At 70.4% G+C, this 18,076-nt stretch carries 16 protein-coding genes; 11 read left to right on the top strand and 5 right to left on the bottom strand.

The window, feature by feature from the left end:
* The first annotated feature begins 12 nt into the window (after positions 1-12).
* Genes AC1UKG_RS06865 through AC1UKG_RS06855 form a run of 3 tightly spaced genes read left to right on the top strand, consistent with a single transcriptional unit; the run spans position 13 to position 2,697 of the window.
* The gene (locus tag AC1UKG_RS06865) at positions 13-855 is read left to right on the top strand and encodes a CoA-transferase (protein ID WP_018742212.1); all 843 of its coding nucleotides are present in this window, start codon (positions 13-15) and stop codon (positions 853-855) included.
* On the top strand, positions 852-1,583 hold the full coding sequence (locus tag AC1UKG_RS06860) for a CoA-transferase (protein ID WP_018742211.1): 732 nt from the start codon (positions 852-854) through the stop codon (positions 1,581-1,583). Before AC1UKG_RS06865 ends, AC1UKG_RS06860 begins: the two co-directional genes overlap by 4 nt.
* Before the next feature lie 25 nt (positions 1,584-1,608).
* Positions 1,609-2,697: an NAD(P)H-dependent flavin oxidoreductase gene (locus AC1UKG_RS06855; RefSeq protein ID WP_482642269.1), complete on the top strand. Its 1,089-nt coding sequence runs from the start codon at positions 1,609-1,611 to the stop codon at positions 2,695-2,697.
* Here AC1UKG_RS06855 and AC1UKG_RS06850 read toward each other — a convergent pair.
* Positions 2,681-3,814 carry an acetyl-CoA C-acetyltransferase gene (locus AC1UKG_RS06850; RefSeq protein WP_018813416.1) on the bottom strand — a complete coding sequence of 378 codons (1,134 nt, stop codon included), beginning with the start codon at positions 3,812-3,814 and terminating at the stop codon, positions 2,681-2,683. The genes AC1UKG_RS06855 and AC1UKG_RS06850 overlap by 17 nt on opposite strands.
* A 58-nt stretch (positions 3,815-3,872) precedes the next feature.
* Here AC1UKG_RS06850 and AC1UKG_RS06845 point away from each other — a divergent pair, with 58 nt between their 5' ends.
* From AC1UKG_RS06845 to AC1UKG_RS06835, 3 genes are all read left to right on the top strand, one after another.
* Positions 3,873-5,078, top strand: a complete 1,206-nt coding sequence (locus tag AC1UKG_RS06845) for an acyl-CoA dehydrogenase family protein (RefSeq protein ID WP_029122911.1) — start codon at positions 3,873-3,875, stop codon at positions 5,076-5,078.
* Positions 5,075-6,214 carry an acyl-CoA dehydrogenase family protein gene (locus tag AC1UKG_RS06840; protein ID WP_482642238.1) on the top strand — a complete coding sequence of 380 codons (1,140 nt, stop codon included), beginning with the start codon at positions 5,075-5,077 and terminating at the stop codon, positions 6,212-6,214. The genes AC1UKG_RS06845 and AC1UKG_RS06840 overlap by 4 nt, the downstream gene beginning before the upstream one ends.
* A gap of 391 nt (positions 6,215-6,605) precedes the next feature.
* On the top strand, positions 6,606-8,237 hold the full coding sequence (locus AC1UKG_RS06835) for a GMC oxidoreductase (RefSeq protein ID WP_475889366.1): 1,632 nt from the start codon (positions 6,606-6,608) through the stop codon (positions 8,235-8,237).
* Positions 8,238-8,273: 36 nt separating this feature from the next.
* Here AC1UKG_RS06835 and AC1UKG_RS06830 read toward each other — a convergent pair whose 3' ends face one another.
* Positions 8,274-9,500, bottom strand: a complete 1,227-nt coding sequence (locus tag AC1UKG_RS06830) for a cytochrome P450 (RefSeq protein ID WP_026271138.1) — start codon at positions 9,498-9,500, stop codon at positions 8,274-8,276.
* Positions 9,501-9,610: 110 nt separating this feature from the next.
* Between AC1UKG_RS06830 and AC1UKG_RS06825 the strand changes: the two genes are divergently transcribed.
* The gene (locus AC1UKG_RS06825; protein WP_029122914.1) at positions 9,611-10,774 is read left to right on the top strand and encodes a steroid 3-ketoacyl-CoA thiolase; all 1,164 of its coding nucleotides are present in this window, start codon (positions 9,611-9,613) and stop codon (positions 10,772-10,774) included.
* Positions 10,775-10,808: 34 nt separating this feature from the next.
* On the opposite strand, the gene AC1UKG_RS06820 is transcribed toward AC1UKG_RS06825, so the two are convergent.
* Both AC1UKG_RS06820 and AC1UKG_RS06815 read right to left on the bottom strand, forming a co-directional pair.
* Entirely contained in the window at positions 10,809-11,603 is a 795-nt protein-coding gene (locus tag AC1UKG_RS06820) for an SDR family oxidoreductase (RefSeq protein WP_026271139.1), read from the bottom strand.
* Complete coding sequence (locus tag AC1UKG_RS06815) at positions 11,600-12,760, bottom strand: acyl-CoA dehydrogenase family protein (RefSeq protein WP_018813419.1); 1,161 nt, start codon at positions 12,758-12,760, stop codon at positions 11,600-11,602. Before AC1UKG_RS06815 ends, AC1UKG_RS06820 begins: the two co-directional genes overlap by 4 nt.
* 153 nt (positions 12,761-12,913) lie before the next feature.
* Here AC1UKG_RS06815 and AC1UKG_RS06810 point away from each other — a divergent pair, with 153 nt between their 5' ends.
* From AC1UKG_RS06810 to AC1UKG_RS06795, 4 genes are read left to right on the top strand one after another with little or no spacing between them, the layout of a single operon-like run.
* A complete protein-coding gene (locus AC1UKG_RS06810; RefSeq protein ID WP_029122916.1) occupies positions 12,914-13,759 on the top strand; it encodes an enoyl-CoA hydratase in 846 nt (281 codons plus the stop codon).
* The gene (locus AC1UKG_RS06805) at positions 13,756-15,027 is read left to right on the top strand and encodes an acyl-CoA dehydrogenase family protein (protein ID WP_029122917.1); all 1,272 of its coding nucleotides are present in this window, start codon (positions 13,756-13,758) and stop codon (positions 15,025-15,027) included. The genes AC1UKG_RS06810 and AC1UKG_RS06805 overlap by 4 nt, the downstream gene beginning before the upstream one ends.
* Entirely contained in the window at positions 15,024-16,031 is a 1,008-nt protein-coding gene (locus tag AC1UKG_RS06800) for an acyl-CoA dehydrogenase family protein (protein ID WP_482642239.1), read from the top strand. Before AC1UKG_RS06805 ends, AC1UKG_RS06800 begins: the two co-directional genes overlap by 4 nt.
* Positions 16,028-17,119 (top strand): acyl-CoA dehydrogenase family protein, encoded by a 1,092-nt coding sequence (locus AC1UKG_RS06795; protein ID WP_018742197.1) that lies wholly within the window; start codon positions 16,028-16,030, stop codon positions 17,117-17,119. The genes AC1UKG_RS06800 and AC1UKG_RS06795 overlap by 4 nt, the downstream gene beginning before the upstream one ends.
* Here AC1UKG_RS06795 and pip read toward each other — a convergent pair.
* Positions 17,110-18,075 carry a prolyl aminopeptidase gene (gene pip, locus AC1UKG_RS06790; protein ID WP_482642240.1) on the bottom strand — a complete coding sequence of 322 codons (966 nt, stop codon included), beginning with the start codon at positions 18,073-18,075 and terminating at the stop codon, positions 17,110-17,112. The genes AC1UKG_RS06795 and pip overlap by 10 nt on opposite strands.
* Position 18,076: the final 1 nt, after the last annotated feature.

The raw sequence follows: 18,076 nt of genomic DNA, 5'->3' as shown, positions 1-18,076 counted from the left end.
GGGGCCCGACCCATGGCCGACAAGGTAATGAGCATCGCGGAGGTGGTCGGCGAGCTGCGCTCCGGCATGACGATCGGCATCGGAGGTTGGGGGTCACGACGGAAGCCGATGGCGCTGGTCCGGGCCATCGCACGATCCGCCCTCACCGATCTCACCGTCGTGTCCTATGGCGGACCTGATATCGGCCTGTTGGTGGCGGCGGGGCGGGTGCGGCGAGTGGTGACCGGATTCGTCTCCCTCGACAGCATCCCCCTCGAGCCCCACTTTCGACGAGCCCGGCAGCAGGGGGCCGTCGAGCTGACCGAGTTGGACGAGGGGATGCTGCACTGGGGACTGCTCGCCGCCGCTCGGCGACTTCCCTACCTGCCGATCCGCGCCGGGCTGGGCTCCGATGTCCTGCGGGTGAACCCCGAACTCCGTACGGTGCGGTCCCCCTACTCCGACGGCGAAGAGCTGGTGGCGATGCCGGCCCTCACCCTGGATGTCGCACTCGTACACCTGAACCGGGCCGACCGCCAGGGCAATGGGCAGTACCTGGGTCCGGACCCATACTTCGATGACCTCTTCTGCCTCGCCGCCGCCCGGAGCTTCATCTCCTGCGAGCGGTTGGTAGACCCGGCCGAGCTACGTTCCGGCGGCCCGGCGCAGCGCCTCCTGATCAGCCGAATGATGGTCAGCGGCGTCATCGAGACCCCGCGTGGCGCACACTTCACCAGCTGCGTGCCGGACTACGACCGCGACGAGGCGTTCCAGCGTGAGTACGCGGAAGCCGCCGCCAGCCCGCAGGCCTGGAGCCGGTTCCGGGCTCGCTACCTCGATGCGGATGAGGCCCACTACCAGCGAGCCGTGTCGTGACCGGGGCCAGCCGCGTCGAGGTCTGCATCGTCGCCTGCGCCGAGGCGTGGCGGGGCGACGGCGAGATCCTCGCCAGCGGGATCGGACTGATCCCCCGACTGGGCGCCCAGTTGGCCCGCCACACCTTCGCTCCCGACCTGGTGCTCAGCGACGGCGAGGCCACGTTGGTCGGCGACGACGGGGCCGAGGGGTGGCTTCCCTACCGCGCGGTGCTCGGCATCGCCGCCGCCGGTCGTCGCCACGTGATGATGGGCGCCAGCCAGCTGGACCGGTACGGCAACCAGAACATCTCCTGCATCGGCTCCTGGGCACAGCCCACCGCCCAGCTGCTCGGGGTACGCGGCGCCCCGGGGAACACCATCAACCATCCCACCAGCTACTGGGTGCCCCGCCACACCCGACGGGTCTTCGTGGAGCGGGTCGACATGGTCTCCGGCATCGGCTACGACCGGGCCGCCGCCCTCGGTCCCCCGGGCAACCGGTTCCACGAGATCCGGATGGTGGTGACGGACAAGGCGGTCCTCGACTTCCCGTCACCAGATCGGGGGATGCGGTTGCGCTCGGTACACCCCGGCGTCAGCGTGGACGAGGTCGTGGCCGCGACCGGCTTCCCGTTGCAGCTACCGGATCAACTACCGGAGACCAGGACCCCCAGCGATCACGAGCTGCGACTCATCCGCGATCTACTGGATCCGGCTGGGTTACGAGATCACGAACTGGGTCGGTGAATCCCCGACGCCCGTCCGGCTGTTCCTGCCCGGTAACGACAGGGAGACCGCCATGCACCCGGCACTGCGCACCCCACTGACCGAGCTGGTCGGCGTCCGGTACCCCATCGTGCAGACCGGCATGGGCTATGTCTCGGGTGCCCGGCTGACCGCGGCGACAGCCCAGGCTGGCGGCCTCGGCATCATCGCCTCGGCCACGATGAACCTCGACGAGTTACGCTCCGCGATCCACGAGGTGCGTCGGTGCACCTCCGCGCCGTTCGGGGTCAACCTGCGCGCAGACGCGACGGACGTGCGGGAGCGGATCGAGTTGGTCATCGCGGAGTCGGTCCGGGTCGTCTCGTTCGCGCTCGCGCCGCGCCGCGACCTCATCAGCCGGCTCCGCGACGCCGGGGTGATCACCATCCCCTCCGTCGGCGCCCTCCGGCACGCGGAGAAGGTGGCCGGCTGGGGGGCCGACGCCGTCCTGGTCCAGGGGGGCGAGGGTGGTGGGCACACGGGGACGGTGCCCACCAGCCTGCTCCTACCCCAGGTGGTGGACGCGGTCGACATACCGGTGGTCGCGGCGGGTGGCTTCTTCGACGGCCGCGGCCTGGTCTCAGCCCTCGCCTACGGCGCGGCGGGAATCGCCATGGGCACCCGGTTCCTGTTGACCAGCGACAGCTCGGTCGGGGCCGCAGTGAAACAGACCTATCTCGACAGCGGCCCCACCGACACCGTCGTCACCACGCAGGTCGACGGCGTACCGCACCGGGTTCTCCGGACCCGGTTCGTGGACCGGCTCGAACGATCGGGCCGCATCAGCACCCTCGCCAGCGCACTCGGCCGGGCCCTCGCGCTGCGCCGACACACCGCGATGCCGTGGTCGACCCTGATTCGGGACGGCCTCGCCACCCGACGCAGCCGCGAACTCTCCTGGTCCCAGACCCTGATGGCCGCCAACACCCCGGTCCTCCTCCGGGCGGCGATGGTGGACGGCCGGGCCGACCTCGGGGTGATGGCTGCCGGGCAGGTGGTGGGGCTCATCGACGACCTGCCCTCGTGCGCGGAGCTCATCGACCGGATCATGGTCGAGGCAGATGGCTGCCTTTGCCGGCTTACAACCGCTCGATGACGGTGACGTTCGCCTGGCCACCCCCCTCGCACATGGTCTGCAACCCGTACCGGCCGCCGGAACGATCCAGCTCGTGCAGCAGGGTGGTCATCAGCCGTGCACCGGTCGCACCGAGCGGATGCCCAAGGGCGATCGCCCCACCGTTGACATTGACCCGATCCAGGTCCGCACCGGTTTCGCGCAGCCAGGCGAGCACCACGCTGGCGAACGCCTCGTTGATTTCGATCAGGTCGATCTGGTCGAGCGTCATCCCGGCCCGCCGCAACGCGACCTCGGTTGCCCGAATCGGCGCGGTCAGCATCAGCACCGGGTCGTCGCCGCGGGCGCTGAGATGGTGGACGCGGGCCCGGGGCGACAGCCCATGCACCCGAAGTCCCCGCTCGGAGGCGACCAGCACGACGCTGGCCGCGTCGGCGAGCTGGCTGGCGAGAGCCGCGGTGGTCGTCCCGTCGGGACGTAGTGGGGTAAGGGTGGCCATCGCCGCCAGGGAGGTATCGGGTCGCGGGCACTCGTCGACCGCGCAGCCGGCACAGGGCACGATCTCAGCGGCGAACCGTCCCGATTCCCGGGCGCGGACCGCCCGCTCGTGACTGAGCAACGCGTACCGTTCCAGCTCGGGACGAGTGATCCCCCACCGGGCGGCGATGAGGTCCGCGCTGCGGAACTGGGAGATCTCTTCCTCGCCATAGCGAGCCGCCCACCCGACGGAGCCGGCGTACGGGCCGTGCGGGGCCATCGCGCTCGCGATCGGCACCTGACTCATGCTCTGGACCCCACCGGCGACCACCAGGTCTGCGGTGCCGGCCAGAACAGCCTGGGCGGCGAAGTGCACCGCCTGTTGAGACGAGCCACACTGTCGGTCGACGGTCACCCCGGGCACCTCCTCCGGCAGGCCTGCCGCCAGCCAAGCCGTCCGGGCGATGTCACCGGACTGGGGCCCGAGGGTGTCCACGCACCCGAGGACGACATCATCAACCGCGGCCGGGTCAACCCCCACTCGGTCCAGCAGGGACGCGATGACCTGACCGCCGAGGTCTGCGGGGTGCATGTCGGCCAGCCCACCACCGCGCCGCCCCACCGGGCTACGCACCGCGTCGACAAGGTAAGCCTCGCTCATCTTCGCCTCCTCCGTTATGCTAGAACGCGTTATAAATCTAACCGAATGGGGCAGCGCTATGCACCTCTCCTACTCGGTCGAACAACAACAACTCCGTTCCCGACTGCGCGCGTACTTCGCTGAGCTGATGAGCCCCGAGGTCCGCGAGGCACTCACCATGACCGATGGCGAGTACGGAGACGGCAAGGTCTACCGCGACATCGTGCGACGCCTGGGCCAGGATGGCTGGCTGACGCTCGGCTGGCCCCGGGAGTACGGCGGTGGCAACCGGTCCATGCTGGATCAACTCATCTTCACCGACGAGGCGGCGGTCGCGGGGGTGCCGGTTCCGTTTCTGACCATCAACACCATCGGACCGACGCTGATGCGCTTCGGCACCGAGCGACAACGCGCCGAGTACCTACCCCGGATCGCCGCCGGCGAGCTGCACTTCTCGATTGGCTACTCCGAACCGGAGGCGGGCACCGACCTGGCCGCCCTGCGCACCACCGCGGTCCGCGACGGTGAGACCTATCTGGTCAACGGCCAGAAGATGTGGACCAGCCTCGTCCAGTACGCGGACCACGTCTGGCTGGCCTGCCGCACGGCACCGGAGGCCGCCCCGCACGAGGGCCTGTCAATCCTCGTCGTGCCAACCGACTCGCCGGGCTTCTCGTGGACTCCGGTGCGCACCGTCGCCGGACCGACCACCAGCGCCACCTACTACACCGATGTCCGGGTACCGCGCTCCGCGCTGGTGGGCGTGGAGAACCAGGGCTGGCCCCTGATCACCAACCAGCTCAACCACGAGCGGGTCGCGCTCACCTCGGCCGCCCCGATCCGACACGCGTTACGGGAGGTGCGGGACTGGGCCCTCGCCACCAGCCTGCCGGGCGGGAGACGGGTCATCGACCAGGAGTGGGTCCAGCTGCACCTGGCCCGGGTGCACGCCAAGGCCGAGTTCCTCAAGGTCTACAACTGGCGACTCGCCGCCGAGTCAGCCAGCGGCCTCGACCCGGCCGCCGCCTCGGCCACCAAGGTCTACGGGACCGAATTCGCCATCGAAGCGTACCGGCTGCTCATGGAGGTGCTCGGCACGAACGCGGCGGTACGGCAGGGTTCCCGCGGTGCCTTGCTGCGCGGGCGGGTGGAGAGGCTGCATCGCTCCGCCCTGATCCTCACCTTCGGCGGCGGCACCAACGAGGTGCAGCGAGACATCATCGCCACCGTCGGCCTGGGTCTGCCAGCGGCCCGTCGGCGCACCCAACGGCAGGAGTGGTCATGAGATTCGCCCCAAGCGAGAGCCACCGCGACCTCACCCGGCTGACCCGGCAGATCCTCACCGACCAGGTCACCACGGACCGGCTCCGGGACCTCGAGGCGAAGGACACCTGCCTGGACCGACCACTCTGGCGGGAGCTCGCCACAGCCGGGGTGCTCGCCGCCGCACTGCCCCACCGGGCGGGCGGCAACGGGCTCGGCCTGATGGAGCAGTGCGGCGTTCTGGTCGAGGTGGGCCGGAGCGTCGCCCCCGTGCCCTACCTGTCCAGCATCGTGACGGCGGCGGCCGGACTGGCCACCTTCGGTGACGACCAGCAGGTCACGCGGTGGGTCATTCCCGCCCGGGAAGGGGCCACCGTCCTGACCGCCGCCCTCGCGGAGGGCGAGGTGGGTGCCGAACGCGTCGCCGGCCATTGGGTGTTGACCGGGACGAAGACGACCGTGCCAGCCGCGCCGGAGGCCGACCTGGTGCTGGTCCCGGCCAAGTTCGGCCGCAGGACCGCGGTCTTCCTCGTCTGCCCGGACGACCCCGGGGTTACCGTGGAGCCGCAGCAGGTGGCGGGGGGCGAGGGGGCCGGCTGGCTGGACCTGGCCCGGGTAACCCTTCCCGACGACCGCCTGCTCGGCACGGTCGCGGACGGCGACGCCATCGCCGCCTGGCTCACCACCCGGTCCACCATCGGATCCTGCGCCGTCCAACTCGGCGTGACCGAGCGGGCGCTGGAGTTGACCGCGGAGTACGTCCGCAACCGGACCCAGTTCGGTCGCCCGATCGGCACCTTCCAGGCGGTGGCGCAGCGGCTCGCCGACACCTACATCGATGTCGAGGCGATCCGGCTCACGCTCTGGCAGGCGGCCTGGCGGCTCGCCGAAGGACTCCCCTGCCCAACCGAGGTGGCGACAGCCAAGTTCTGGGCTGCCGACGCCGGGCACCGGGTCGCGCACACCGCCGTTCACCTCCACGGCGGCGTGGGTATCGACCTTGACCACCAACTACACCGCTACTTTCTCGCCGCGAAGCACCACGAGTTCCGGTTGGGCGGTGCCACCGCCCAACTTCGGGCGATCGGGGCCGCCCTCACCTCGACCGAGCTGGAGGACCAGGACGGCTCGGCCGGCGAGACACTCCCCGCCGCCTGATCCCAGTGGGTGCCGCGGCGGCCCGAACCAACCGCCGCACGGGTCTGAACCCGAGGCGTTGACGGCGCGGAGAGTACACCATAGATTGACATACGTGGATTTAATGGGGATTGGCGCACGGGGCCTCCAACGCCAGCCCGAGAACCACTCCCCCTCCGACCTGATTGGCGGTGACCACCGCGACCGGGTTAACCCCGGCGACGGTCGCCACGAGCGGGGTCGGCCGCCAGCCACCGGCGACTCTGTCACCGACCTGGCGGTCGATCGCGATCGACACCGCGAGCCGGTCACCACCAGGCGGGAGACCTGAGCCGAGGGACGGTCGGCGCACGCCCGACGCCACCAATGGGCATCGGACACCGATCACGACCAACGATTGAAGGGGCCGAGCATGACAGGTACGAGCCTTTCCCGACGTGGCCTACTCCGGGCCACCACGCTCGGCGCCGGCGCCGCCGTCGCCGGAGCCGCCCTGGGCCAGCAGGTAGCCCAGGCGGGTGGTCCGGTACCCGCGTTGGCGGGAAAGACCGCCGTGGTCATTGGTAGTGGCTTCGGCGGGGCGGTCGCCGCCTACCGACTCGGCCAGGCCGGAGTGGTCACCACCGTGCTGGAGCGGGGTCGCCGCTGGGATGTGGACGGCTCCGGCACCACGTTCTGCAGCATCAATGAGCCGGACTGGCGGTGTGGCTGGTTCCTGGACCGCCCACCACTGGGCATCAACCTCGGCGCGGCAATTGAGAAACGCGCTGGTTTGATCGCCCGCCACGACGGAGATGGCATCTCGGTGCTGAGCGGAACCGGAGTAGGCGGTGGCTCCCTCGCCATCGGGATGTTCCTACCGCAGCCGCGGCGCAGCGAGTGGGAGCAGGCGTACCCGGCCGAGATCAGCTTCGACGAGATGAACAATGTCTACTGGCCCCGGGCTCGGCAACGCCTCGGCGCCGCGCCGATCCCCGAGGACGTGCAGAGCACCGGTCCCTACCGGGGAGCCCGCGCCTGGCTCGACTACCTGTCGGAGTTCAAGCAGACCCCCCTGCCCATCCCGTTCGCCGTGGACTGGGACGTGGTCCGCGCCGAACTCGCCGGCGACGCCGTGCCCTGCCACACAATCGGCGAGGGCCCGTACGGCAGCAACTCCGGGGCGAAGAACAGCGTGGACCGCAACTACCTCGCCTGGGCCGCCGCGACCGGCAACGTGACCACACTGGCGTTACACGAGGTGACCGACATCCATGAGGTGTCCGGCCAGGACAAGTTCGAGATCAGGTGCCGCCAGATCGACGAGCACGGCACGGTCCTCTCCACCAAGACCTTCGTCTGTGACTACCTGTTCATGGCGGCCGGCTCCGTCTACACCACCTCGCTGCTGCTCACCTCCCGGGCCAAGGGCGGGCTCCCCCGCCTGGTCAACCAGGAGGTGGGTAAGGGCTGGGGCAACAACGGCGACTTCCTGGTGACCCGGATCAACCTACGAAAGGACGTCGGCCACGCCCAGGGCGGTCCGGGTAACGTCAAGTACATCGACGAGGACAACCCGTACGCGCCCACCTCGATGGCGTGGGAGGCGGCACCGGTTCCCCGTTGGATGCCGCGTACCACCGCGCACCTGGTGACCAGCATGGCTCCGGAACGAGGCGAGATCCGCTACGACCCGGATACCGGGACCGGCAAGGTGCACTGGCCGTACGGGGCGCTGGAGACCACCTCCGAGAAGGCGGCAATTGACCTGGTTACCCGGTTGTGGTGGGAGACCGAGGGCCGCAAGGGATACCTCCTGCACGGCCTACCGACCTACGCCCGGGGCATCGGCACCGGGCTCGGCGCGGCGAACACCTGGCACCCATTGGGTGGCATGGTCATGGGCAAGGCGACCGACTTCGGCGGTCGTAGCCTCGACTACCCCAACCTCTACTGTGTCGACGGATCGATCCTGCCGGGTACGGCCTGCCTGGCCAACCCTTCCCTGACCATCACCGCGAACGCCGAACGCTGCATGGACCGGTTCCTCGCCGCGCACTCCTGACCCGTACGGGGGCCCGGCCGCGAGCCGGGCCCCCGGTCAGCGATACCGCACCGGCATCTCTCGGATCCCGTTGATCCAGCCCGACCGCAGCCGCTGCGGATCGGCCACCTTGCGGATGTCCGGCATGTGGTCGGCGATCGAGTTGAAGATCAGTTCGATCTCCAGGCGGGCGAGGTTCGCACCCAGGCAGAAGTGCACACCACTACCGCCGAACCCCAGGTGCGGATTGGGGCTACGGGTGATGTCGAACCGTTCCGGCTCCTCGAACACCGACTCGTCGAAGTTGGCCGACCCGTAGAAGAGCGCTACCCGCTGGCCGGCGGAGATCGCCTGTCCGCCCAGGGTGGTGTCGACCAACGCGGTGCGTTGGAAGACGTTCACCGGGGTCGCCCAGCGGATGATCTCCTCGACCGCGCTGCGGGGACGCTCGGCCTTGAACAGTTCCCACTGTTCTGGGTGCTCGAGGAAGGCCAACATGCCGTGGGTGATCGCGTTCCGGGTCGTCTCGTTGCCCGCTACCGCCAGGAGCATCACGAAGAAGCCGAATTCGTCAGTGGTCAGGTGCTCTCCGTCGATCTGCGCGTTGACCAGCTTGGTCACCAGATCGTCGCTCGGGTTGCGCTGCCGCTCGTCGGCCATCTCCATCGCGTACCCGAGCAGCTCGGCGGCGGCGGCCATGGGATCCACGCCGTACGCCGGATCGTCGTAGCCGATCAACTGGTTCGACCAGTCGAAGACCTTCCGGCGGTGGTGCTGTGGCACCCCGATCAGCTCCGCGATCGCCTGCAGCGGCAGTTCACAGGCGACGTCGGTGACGAAGTCACCGGTGCCACGCACGGCCGCGTCCCGCACGATGCGCTCGGCCCGCTCCGCCAGCGACCCGCGCAACGCGTGGATCGCTCTGGGAGTGAAGCCGCGGGACACGATGGCCCGTAGTTTGGTGTGCTCCGGCGGGTCGACGTTGAGCATGATGACCCGCTGCATCTCGAGATCCGCGCGGGTCGTGCCCGGCTGGAATCGGGCGATCGCGGTGTTCTCCCGGGTCGAGTAGGTTTCGCTGTCCCGAGACACCGCCATGACATCGGCGTACCGGGTGACCACCCAGTACCCGTCGTCGTCGAAACCGGCCGAGCCCCTTGGTTGGACGTTCCACCAGACCGGGGCCGTCCGGCGCAGCTCGGCGAACTCCTCCCGAGGCACCCGGCGCTCCAGGACGGTGGGGTCGGTGAAGTCAAATCCCACTGGAATACGCGGCTCAGTCATCGAACCTCCTACTGTAACCTGTTCTAATATTGAAACAGATCACATGTTGTTTCGACAACGCAGCGTGAGCTCCGGCGCGGAGCACGTTCGCTCTCCGAAGGGACGGTGCAATGGGCACTCCGGTGATCGTTGACGCGGTTCGCACACCGATCGGCAAACGGGGCGGCTGGCTGGCGGGGCTGCACGCCGCCGAGCTGCTCGGCGCGGCACAACGCGCCCTCGTCACCCATGCAGACCTCGACCCGGACACCGTCGAGCAGGTCATCGGTGGGTGCGTCACCCAGGGCGGCGAGCAGTCCAACAACATCACCCGCACCGCCTGGCTACACGCCGGCCTGCCGTACCGGACGGGCTGTCTCACCATCGACGCCCAGTGCGGTTCCTCCCAGCACGCCGCACATCTGGTCGCCGGGCTCATCGCCACCGACGCCATCGAGGTCGGCATCGCCTGTGGTGTCGAGGCGATGAGCCGGGTACCGCTCCGCGCGAATCTCGGCGTTGACGCCGGCACACCCCGGCCGGCCTCGTGGGAGATCGACCTACCCAACCAGTACGTCGCCGCCGAACGGATCGCCGTCCGGCGAGGACTGTCCCGCACGGCGGTGGACGAGTTCGGCGTCCGCTCGCAGGCCAACGCCGCTCGGGCCTGGGCGCAGCGGCACTACGACCGCGAGGTCGTACCGGTGACCGCGCCGGTCCTCGACAGCGAGGGGCAGCCAACCGGAGACACCCGCACGGTGGAGCGGGACCAGGGCCTGCGGGACACCACCCTCGCGGCGCTGAACCGACTGCGACCGGTGGTCGAGGGCGGGCTGCACACCGCCGGCACCTCGTCGCAGATCTCCGACGGCGCCGCGTCGGTACTGCTGATGGAGGCGGATCGGGCCCGCGCGCTCGGGCTCCGCCCACGGGCCAGGATCGTCGCCCAGTGCCTGGTCGGCGCCGAGCCCTACTACCACCTGGACGGCCCCGTGCAGGCGACCGAACGCGTGCTGGCCCGCGCCGGCATGAAGATCGAGGATATCGATCGGTTCGAGGTCAACGAGGCGTTCGCCGCCGTCGTGCTGTCCTGGCTGTCGACCCACCGCGCCGACCCGGAGAAGGTGAACGTCAACGGAGGCGCGATCGCCCTCGGACATCCGGTGGGCAGCACCGGGGCCCGACTTCTCACCACCGCCCTACACGAGTTGGAGCGAACCGCCACCCGCACCGCGTTGATCACGATGTGCGCCGGTGGCGCCATGTCCACCGCGACCATCATCGAGCGCCTCTGACCCCTCCGGCGGCGACGTCCGCCGTCGGGTGCACTCAGGGATGCTGGCTACTGACCGACACCACCTCACCGGTGAGATAGGAGGCGTAGTCGCTGGCGAGGAAGGCGATGACGGCCGCGATCTCCCAGGGCTGCGCCGCCCGGCCGAACGCCTCCCGGCCGGTGAGCTCGGCGAGCAGGTCCGCACTGGTCACCTTCGACAGGTTGGGGTGCATGGCGAGGCTGGGCGCCACGGCGTTGACGCGAATGCCGTGGGGTGCCACGTCCAGCGCTGCACACCGGGTGAACGCCATCACCCCCGCCTTGGCCGCCGCATAGTGCGCCTGACCGGCCTGGGCCCGCCAGCCCAGCACCGACGCGTTGTTGACCACCACACCACCGTGGCCCTGCGCCAGCATCTGCCGTACCGCTGCCCGCGTACAGCGAAAGGTGCCGGTCAGAGTCACGTCCAGCACCCGCGACCACTCGTCGTCGGTCATCTCCAGGACCGACGCGGTGCCACCGAGCCCGGCGTTGTTGATCACTACGTCCAGTCGCCCAAAATCGGCCACGGCGGCGTTGACTAACCCCTCGACCGCTCGCTCGTCGGTCACGTCGCACGGTACCGACCGAACCCGGCCCGGGTAGTCAGCCGAGAGCCGTTCGTGGCTCTCGGCGAGCCGCCGGAGATGCCGGTCGCTGATCACGACGAGTGCCCCCTCGTCCAGGCAGCGCTCCACCACAGCCGTCCCGATCCCGGATCCCGCCGCCGCGGTCACCGCCACCACTTTTTCCGCGAGCAGTTCCCGACCGGCCGGGCGAAGCGGCGGCGTCGGGCCCGGGGGCCTCATCCGCGGGCCTGCCGCGGTAGACCGAGAACCCGTTCGGCGATGATGCCCCGTTGGATCTCGTCCGACCCGCCGTAGATCGTTTCCGCGCGACCGAACAGGAAGAGGCGCTGCCAGTCGTCCAGGTCGTAGGGGGCATCCTGGGCAACCGTTCCCGCCGCACCGCGCACCTGCATCGCCAACTCGCCGAGCTGCTGATGCCACCGCGACCAGAGCAGCTTCACCGCGGATGCTCCCTGCGCGGAGCCCGACTGGTCCGCCTCGACCATCGTCCGTAGGGTGTGCGCGCGCAGCGCCCAGAGCCCGACAGCGGCGCGGGCAAGCCGGTCGCGCAGCTCGGGCTCCCCGGCGACGCCGGTGTGCCGGGCGAGCGCCACCAGACGGTCCAGCTCCCGCTGGAACCCGACCTGTTGGCCGAGCGTCGCCGCGCCCCGCTCGAACGCGAGGGTGCCCATCGCCACCCGCCACCCCTGGCCCACCTCGCCGACCACCATGTCCCGCGCGGTGCGCGCGCCGTCGAAGAAGACCTCGTTGAACTCCGAGGTACCGGTCAGCTGGCGGATGGGCCGCACCGTAACGCCGGGTTGCCGCATCGGCACCAGCAGATAGGAGAGCCCGGCCTGGCGTGGCCCGGTGCCGGCGGGCTCGGTCCGGGCCAGGAGGAAGCACCAGTGCGCCACGTGCGCCAGCGAGGTCCACACCTTCTGCCCATCGATAATCCACTCGTCGCCGACGAGTCGGGCTCGGGTCGCCACGGCGGCGAGATCAGACCCTGCCCCCGGTTCGGAGTACCCCTGGCACCACAGCTGTTCGACAGCGCGAATCCCGGGTAGGAAGCGCCGGCGTTGCTCCGGCGTACCGTAGGCGATCAATGTCGGGCCGAGCAGCTCCTCACCCAGGTGGCCGACGCGCGCCGGGGCACCGGCCCGGGCGTACTCCTCGTGGAAGGCGACCTGTTGGGCGAGCGTCGCGCCCCGACCGCCGTGCTCGACCGGCCAGCCGAGACACGTCCAACCGGCGGCGGCCAGCCGGCGGTTGAACGCCAGCCGTTCGCGGTATGCCTCGTGCTCCCGGCCCGGTCCACCCGCCCCCCGCAGCTCAGCGCTGACATTCTCCGCCAGCCAGGCGCGCACCGCCCGCCGGAACTCGTCGTCGTGCACTGGTGTCACCTCCCGAAGCGCGCGTAGGCTCACCCTACCAAGCACTTGCTTGCGTGAGGAGGTGTCGATGGAACGCCGAGCAGAACAGGAAACCACGCCACCCGACCCGACCGACAAACCACTCGAGCAGGTGCTTCGGCAGGAGGCAGCCCAGTGACAGAGGACGAGTTGGTACGACTCGAACGCCAGGGCGCAACCGCGGTGATCACAATGAACCGGCCCCGCTACCGAAACGCCCAGAACTCGGCAATGACCTATGCCCTCGACTCCGCTTTCACCACGGCCGTGAATGACGACTCGGTCGCGGTCATCGTGCTCGCCGGAGCCGGTGAGCACTTCTCCGCGGGCCACGACATCGGCTCACCCGGCCGAGACGTCGAGAAGAGCTTCGAGCGCCGGGCGGTGCTCTGGTGGGACCACGTCGGCCGGTCCGGTGCCGACCAGCGGTACGCCCGGGAGATGGAGGTCTACCTTGGCATGTGCCGGCGCTGGCGGGAGCTTCCGAAGCCAACCATCGCGATGGTGCAGGGGGCCTGCCTCGCCGGCGGGCTCATGCTCGCCTGGGTCTGCGACCTGATCATCGCGGCCGAGGACGCATACTTCGCCGACCCCGTGGTCCGCATGGGTATCCCGGGTGTGGAGTACTTCGCCCATCCATGGACGTTGGGCCCCCGCTTCGCCAAGGAGATCCTCTTCACCGGGGACCGATTCGATGCCCGGCGCGCATACGAGGTCGGCATGGTCAACCGGGTCGTCCCCCGCGCGGAGCTGCACTCACACACCCTCGGTCTCGCGCAACGAATCGCCGAGATGCCCCGCTTCGGACTGGCCCTGACCAAACGGGCCGTCAACCAGGCAGAGGATCTCATGGGAATGCGCTCGGCGATGGACGCCGCCTTCGGTCTGCACCACCTCGCACACGCGCACAACGCGGAGGTGGCCGGCGACTCGCTGGCCGGAATGGACGCCGCAAGCATGAAGGCGAGGTCCAGGTCGTGAGTTCGGTCGGCACGATGAACCTCGACCTCGACCACGAGACCCACGCGTTCCGGGCGGAGGTCCGGTCGTGGCTGGCCACGAACGTGCCCGCCACCCCGTTGCCGCCCGTGGACACCCCCGAGGGTGACCGGGCCCACCGGGCGTGGGAGCGACGCCTCGCCACGGCCGGGCTGTCGGTGGTGTCCTGGCCCACCACCTACGGTGGACGCGATGTCTCACCCCTGCAGTGGCTGATCTTCGAGGAGGAGTACCACCGCGCGCGGGCTCCGGTCCGGATCAACCAGAACGGCCTCTTCCTCTTGGCCCCAACCCTGTTCACCCACGGTACGGCCGCGCAGCGGGCTCGCCTGCTGCCCCGAATGGCGCGGGCCGATGACGTGTGGGCGCAGGCCTGGTCGGAGCCGGAGGCCGGCAGCGACCTGGCCGGGATCCGCTCCCGTGCGGTACGCACCGACGGTGGGTGGCTCCTGTCCGGGCAGAAGACCTGGAGCACCCGGGCGGCACAGGCCGATCACGCGTTCGGGCTCTTCCGCACCGGAGCGGACCGTCACCGCGGCCTGACCTACCTGATGTTCGACCTCCGCGCCGCGGGCGTCACGGTCCGGCCGATCCAACAGGTAGGCGGTGCGGCCGGCTTCGCCGAGATCTTCCTCGACCAGGTGTTCGTGTCCGACGCTGACGTGCTCGGCGAGGTAGACCAGGGTTGGCGCGTCGCGATGAGCACCGCGGGCCACGAGCGCGGGCTGTCACTGCGCAGTCCGGGACGCTTCACCGCCGCCGCCGAGCGGCTCGTGCGGCTGTGGCGCCGAGCCGGTGCGCACGCCGCCGACCCGGCGCTGTCCGACCGCGTCGTCGCCGGCTGGATCGCCGCCCGGGCGTACCAGCTGCACAGCTACGGCACGGCTACCCGGGAGGCCGCCGACCGGACGTCAGAGCCACCGCCATCCCCCGGCCGATCCGATCGACCAGCGCAGGCCGGTGCGACGGCGTTGCGGGACAGTGGCCACGCCGCCAGCATGACCAAGGTCTTCTGGTCCGAACTGGACGTCGCCCTGCACGAGGTGGCGCTCGACCTGCTCGGGCCGTACGCCGAAACGGGCGGTCTCCGGACGGATTCGGTGGGCCGGGCGGGCGATGCCGGCGGCGCGGAGGCCTGGCTGGACGGCTACCTGTTCTCTCTGGCCGGTCCGATCTATGCCGGCACCAACGAGATCCAGCGCACAGTGATCGCCGAACGGGTACTCGGCCTGCCGCGGGATCGACGATGAAGCTAACCCCCTCCGCGGAGCAACAGCAGTTCGCCGCCGCCATACACGCGATGTTGACCGAAGCGGACATTCCCGCCGTTGCCCGGAAGTGGACCGCCGGTGACCCGGCCGCCGGGCAGGCGCTCTGGCGCCGGCTGGCGGAGCTCGGCGTGACCGGTCTGGCGGTGCCGGCACGGTGGGGTGGCGTGGCCGCGCACCCGGCGGACCTCGTCGTCGCATGCGAGGAGCTCGGGCACCACGCCCTGCCCGGTCCGGCCGCCGAGTCCATCGCTGCCCTACCCATCTTGCTCACGACGCTCGGCGACGACGCGCTCTGCGAGACCTGGCTGCCCCGGCTCGCCAACGGTGAGGTGATCGGGACGCTCGCCGTCCCGCCGCACGTGCCGTACGCGACGGACGCTGATGTCGCGTCCCTGGTGCTCCGGGCGGATGAGCAGACGCTGCGCCGTGGGGTGCCGGGGCCACGGTTGCGCTCGGTGGACGGCACCCGACGACTGGCCGAGGTGGCCGACGGAGCGCTGTTGGCGACCGGTCCGGCCGTCGGCCCGGCTGTCGCCCACGCCCTCGACGCCGGCGCGTTGGCCTGCGCGGCGCAGCTGCTCGGAGCCGGCCACGCCCTGCTCGAGACGACCCTGCGGTACGCCGGCCAACGCACCCAGTTCGGCCAGCCGATCGGGCAGTTCCAGGCGGTCAAGCACCAGCTCGCCGACGTGGCGATCGGCCTCGAGTTCGCCCGGCCGCTGCTGTACGCCGCCGCCGTCGCCCTCGCCGATCACCCACCCACGGCTGCCCGCGACGTCTCCGCCGCGAAGGTGGCCTGCGCCGACGCCGCCCAGCGGGCGGCCCGCACCGCGCTGCAGGTGCACGGGGCGATCGGGTACGCCCGGGAGTCCGGCCTCGACTCCTGGCTGACCAGAATCTGGGCGCTGGCTCGGACCTGGGGCACCCAGTCCTGGCACCGCGATCGGATCCGGACCGCACTGGCCACTGGAGCTCTGACATGACGACGGAGCAGCAAGCCCTACGGATGAGCGTCCGCGGTGTGCTGTCCCGGCACACCGCCAACCGGTCCATCGCCGAACTGACCGAGTCGACGGCGGGAGACGACGCCGAGCTCTGGCAGGTGCTGTGTGGCCAGATCGGAGTGGCGGGGCTCGCCGTACCCGAACGGTTCGGTGGGCTCGGTGCCGGCCTGGGCGAGGCCCATATCGTGCTAGACGAGTTGGGCCGTACCCTCACCCCCGCGCCGATGCTCGGCTGCGCGGTCCTCGCCAGCCAGGCCCTGCTGCACAGCGGGGACGAGGCGGCCTGCCGCCGGATCCTGCCCGACCTTGTCGGCGGAGAACGGCTGGCCGCGCTCGCCTGGACCGACCAGCACGGCGACTGGGATCCACACCGGCCCGCGTTCACCGCGACGAAGGGCGGCCGGCTCACCGGCGAGGCGCACTACGTGCTCGACGCCCCCTTGGCCGACGTGCTGCTGGTCGCCGCGAGCACCTCCGCGGGGGTCCGACTCTTCGAGGTGGATCCAGACGCTGCCGGCGTCCGACGACGCCCGGTCACCACCGTGGACCTGACTCGCCGGCTGGGGGTGGTCGTGCTCGACGGGGCAACCGGTCGTCAGCTGGGCGAGGTGAACCCGCTGGAGCGGGTCCGGGACATCGCCTGCGTCGCGCTCAGCGCCGAGCAGGTCGGTGCGGCTACCCGGGCGGTGGAGCTGACCGTGGCGTACGCGCTGAGCCGGGTGCAGTTCGGCCGGCCGATCGGCGCCTTCCAGGCGATCGCGCACCGGTTGGCCGACCTGCACGTCGCGGTGGAGAGCGCTCGCTCCCTGTCGTACGCGGCGGTGTCGAGCCTCGACTCCGACGCACCCGACGCCCACCTGCTCGCCGCCGGGGCCGCGGTCCACTGCGCCGAGGCGCTGGAGCAGGCCGCCGCGCAGATGATCCAGCTACACGGCGGCATCGGCATCACCTGGGAACACGACGCGCACCGCTACTTCAAACGGGCCCACGGGGCAGCTCACCTCTTCGGGCACCCGCGGGCGCATCTCGCCCGGCTCGCGGAGGCGGTCATCGGCACTCAGTCGTGACCGGAGGCGCCGAAGCGGTCCAGGGCGCTGACGACCGCGTCTCCGACACCGTGTCCGGCGCCGTGACCGGCCTCGTCAACCAGCTCCAACCGCGCGGTGGGCCAGCCCTTGGACAGTTGCCACGGGACGTCCACCGGGCTGCCCAGGTCGAGCCGGCCGTGCACCAGCGCACCGGGAATTCCGGCGAGCCGGTGTGCACCTGCCAGCAACTCGCCGTCGGCGAACCAACCGTCGTGTGCCCAGTAGTGGGTGACAAGGCGGGCGAAGGTCATCCGGAACGCCGGGTCCTCGAACCGGGGGTCGGGTCCACTGCCGGGTAGGTTCGAGACGATTGCGTCCTCCCAGGCGCACCAGGCGCGGGCGGCGCGGTCCCGTACCGTCTCGTCCGGACTGGCCAGCAGCCGGGCGTAGGCGGCGGGCAGGTTGCCGTCGCGTTCGGCGGCCGGTACCGCATCCCGGAATCTGTCCCACTGTTCGGGAAAGATCCGTCCGAGGTCACGGGTGATCCACCGATGCTCAGCCGGGGTGCTGGTGACGACGCTGAACAACACCATCTCGGTGACTCGATCGGGGTGCCGCTGGGCGTAGCCAAGGCCGAGCGCGCTGCCCCACGATCCGCCGAGCAGCAACCACCGGTCGATGTTCAGGTGTTCGCGCAGCTTTTCGATGTCGGCCAGCAGGTGCGGCATGGTGTTGGTCGACAGGTCGGTTCGCACGTCGCCCGCGTCCGGTGTGCTGCGCCCGCACCCCCGCTGGTCGAACAGGACTATCCGGTAGACGGCCGGATCGAAGAACCGCCGCCAGCCCGCACTGGCGCCGGAACCGGGGCCACCGTGCAACACCAGCGCTGGCTTGCCGAGTGGGTTGCCGCAGCTCTCCCAATAGACGAGGTGGCCGTCCCCGACGTCGAGCACGCCAGCCGCGAAGGGTTCGATCTCGGGATACAAACGCGTCATC

It is taken from the genome of Salinispora sp. CH2A1_6 (genome assembly GCF_056820975.1).
This window is presented reverse-complemented; position numbering and strand designations above follow the sequence as displayed.

What these genes read in the sequence shown, in the direction of transcription:
- AC1UKG_RS06825 (WP_029122914.1), top strand. Translation starts at nt 9,611, where the DNA reads ATGGGCACTCCGGTGATCGTTGACGCGGTTCGCACACCGATCGGCAAA.
- AC1UKG_RS06830 (WP_026271138.1), bottom strand. Translation starts at nt 9,500, where the DNA reads ATGACTGAGCCGCGTATTCCAGTGGGATTTGACTTCACCGACCCCACC.
- pip (WP_482642240.1), bottom strand. Translation starts at nt 18,075, where the DNA reads ATGACGCGTTTGTATCCCGAGATCGAACCCTTCGCGGCTGGCGTGCTC.
- AC1UKG_RS06795 (WP_018742197.1), top strand. Translation starts at nt 16,028, where the DNA reads ATGACGACGGAGCAGCAAGCCCTACGGATGAGCGTCCGCGGTGTGCTG.
- AC1UKG_RS06835 (WP_475889366.1), top strand. Translation starts at nt 6,606, where the DNA reads ATGACAGGTACGAGCCTTTCCCGACGTGGCCTACTCCGGGCCACCACG.
- AC1UKG_RS06850 (WP_018813416.1), bottom strand. Translation starts at nt 3,814, where the DNA reads ATGAGCGAGGCTTACCTTGTCGACGCGGTGCGTAGCCCGGTGGGGCGG.
- AC1UKG_RS06865 (WP_018742212.1), top strand. Translation starts at nt 13, where the DNA reads ATGGCCGACAAGGTAATGAGCATCGCGGAGGTGGTCGGCGAGCTGCGC.
- AC1UKG_RS06840 (WP_482642238.1), top strand. Translation starts at nt 5,075, where the DNA reads ATGAGATTCGCCCCAAGCGAGAGCCACCGCGACCTCACCCGGCTGACC.
- AC1UKG_RS06820 (WP_026271139.1), bottom strand. Translation starts at nt 11,603, where the DNA reads ATGAGGCCCCCGGGCCCGACGCCGCCGCTTCGCCCGGCCGGTCGGGAA.
- AC1UKG_RS06845 (WP_029122911.1), top strand. Translation starts at nt 3,873, where the DNA reads ATGCACCTCTCCTACTCGGTCGAACAACAACAACTCCGTTCCCGACTG.
- AC1UKG_RS06800 (WP_482642239.1), top strand. Translation starts at nt 15,024, where the DNA reads ATGAAGCTAACCCCCTCCGCGGAGCAACAGCAGTTCGCCGCCGCCATA.